Origin of the sequence: Psychrobacter sp. (genome assembly GCF_035469765.1) — a bacterium.
In the GTDB taxonomy this organism is placed as follows: Bacteria; Pseudomonadota; Gammaproteobacteria; order Pseudomonadales; family Moraxellaceae; genus Psychrobacter.
Genome location: NZ_DATIRM010000279.1, coordinates 1 through 2,419, shown reverse-complemented (window position 1 = coordinate 2,419; position 2,419 = coordinate 1). Strand labels below are relative to the sequence as shown.

At 43.0% G+C, this 2,419-nt stretch carries 2 protein-coding genes; both read right to left on the bottom strand.

Annotated features, from left to right (window positions below):
- Positions 1–1,667: DNA mismatch repair endonuclease MutL (gene mutL / locus VLN09_RS07975; RefSeq protein WP_325245347.1), on the bottom strand; the 1,667-nt coding region annotated here is incomplete at its 3' end.
- 47 nt (positions 1,668–1,714) lie between these two features.
- Positions 1,715–2,248, bottom strand: coding sequence for a tRNA (adenosine(37)-N6)-threonylcarbamoyltransferase complex ATPase subunit type 1 TsaE (gene tsaE / locus VLN09_RS07970; RefSeq protein ID WP_325245345.1), 534 nt, complete (start codon positions 2,246–2,248; stop codon positions 1,715–1,717).
- Positions 2,249–2,419: the final 171 nt, after the last annotated feature.

The window sequence follows — 2,419 nt, the reverse complement described above, 5'->3', positions numbered from 1 at the left end:
TCAATATCTGCTACAAAAGCTTGTGCATCTTGTGCGGACATCTGCGTGAAAATCTTTGTTAATTGCTGATTAATAGTAGCACTACTCAAACCATTAGCTGCTTTGTAAGCGCTATCGCTAAAGACAGGTGATTCAAACAATAATTTTAACGTTGACTGCCATCTCTCAGCGCTAATCAGTACACACTGTCTTTGATGATAAAATAGTAACCAAGGCAGTTTTTTATCATCGATTCCACTTGTAAAAGCAGACTCTTCGATTAAATCAGTCGTACTATTAATCACTTCTAAGCATATTGGTAAAAATGGTATCTCGGCAGCTTTATTATTAACAGCATCATCATCGTTCTCTATAGATTCATTAATGTATAAGTCTTTTACGCTTTGGGGCAGCACCTCATTTGTTGACAGCTGATATGTTTGCTTAGGCGATTGAACTTGCTGACCTCGCATTGTACTGTTAGCAGGTGATGCTATTGGTTCTGACGTATTAACAGAATGATTTTTAGAGATATAAGGGCTTGGTGTCATATGTTTAGGATAAACAATCTTTTCGGTGTTAAGCGTTCTTAGCTTTGCACGAAGCGCATGGCTCAAATGTGCCATGATATTGTTCAATGGACTGATTTTTATACGCTGTTTGGAAGGATGGACATTAACATTAAGCCACTCAGTCGGTAATTCAAAATACAACGCATAACCCAAACCTGCCAGCTGTGCGCTTTGAGCCATTTGACGCAGCTGATTACTGATTAATGCCTCTTTTACCAATCTGCCATTTATATAAATAAGCTTGGGTAAGCTATGATTTGTATCATTGCTTGCCCACAACCAGCCACCAATCCTCGCTGGTTGTATAGTACTTACATTATCAGCGTATCCATTACTAGCATGAGTAGAAAGAGAGCTTATAGATGGCTGTTGCGTCAGGCTAGATAAGTCAACGGCGACTTCAATTGCCTGCTCAGTCAGTGCTAGCCCAGTTGCCTGCTCCAAACGTGATAATGGCAGACAACTCCCGTTATCGTTGTTTACAGCATTTACCGATAGCGACAGCCGTTTTTTATTATCATGAAAAAGAGTCAGCGCCACATCAGCGCGTGCTAAAGCGACCTCTCGAACGATGGTTTCGATATGACCGAACTCGGTAGCGATAGATTTTAAATTGCCACGGCGGGCTGGTACATTGAAATATAAATCTTTCACGGTAATGGTTGTGCCGCGTTGATGCACCACCGGCATGAGTTTTGGCACGTCATCTAAGACACCGGCGACCTGTAGCTGACGGCCAATACCAGTGTCATCATGACTGCTGGTTAAGGTCAAACGGGAAACAGCCGCTGTTGCTGCCAATGCTTCGCCGCGAAAACCTAACGTCGTAATTCCATGCAAGTTAGCCACATCGGCGACCTTGCTGGTGGCATGACGAGTGATTGCCATGACCATATCATCGGGATGAACTCCAACGCCATTATCAATTACCTCAATCATACCCATACCACCTTGGGTAATGCGCACCTCAATTTCTATGGCATGAGCATCAATGGCATTTTCTAGCAGCTCTTTGACCACTGCCGCTGGACGCGTCACTACCTCACCTGCTGCCAATTGATTAATGAGCAGTGGCGATAATTTTTTAATACGGGTATTAGAATGATTGTCGGGCATTAATGGATGTCATTTTTTGAAAATAAGAGGTTTGCTTATGTTTTAGGCTAAATTTTTAGATTGGATAAGTCCAGACCTTGCGCTTGTCCCACCTTTGACAATCGTATTTCAACTTGGCGAGATTCTTTATTATCGCTATGTAAACTGTTACTTTGAGTCATATCAATAAACATAGCTGGTGGTGGTAAGTAGCTGTCTGCCCGACTCGCCCATTCTATAATAACCAGCGCATTTGGCTCATCTAGATATTCATCAAAGCCAATAAAAGATAGCTCTTCTGGATCTTGCAGGCGATATAAATCAGCATGATAAACAGAGTTAGTTGAGCCGTCACTTTGCTCAATACTATAAGGCTCGACTAAGGTATAAGTTGGACTCTTTACCGCACCTATATGCCCTAGCGCCTGCAACCAATAGCGAGTCAGTGTAGTTTTACCTGCACCCAAATCACCCGCCAGCCAGACACTACCTGATAATGATAATGCCGCCAATTGCTCTGCCAAACGCTTAGTGTCCGCCTCTGTATGCAATGTGAATCTTTGTGAGTGTGCACCTTGTTTTACGGGTTCATTATTAGACATCAGTCTTACCTGCCTGCACTTGCATGGTCACTGACGGATTAACAAAGCTCTCACCGCGAATCAATTTGGCGTATAGCTCAGGGTCGTGCCACTCGGCACTAACTTGCTCGCTAAACTCAAATTCTTGTAAATTAAGCTTACCCATCTGCTCATTAGCGACATCATCAGCAA

Bases quoted from the DNA above. Each gene is read 5' to 3' on its own strand.
- tsaE (WP_325245345.1), bottom strand. From the start codon at position 2,248: ATGTCTAATAATGAACCCGTAAAACAAGGTGCACACTCACAAAGATTC.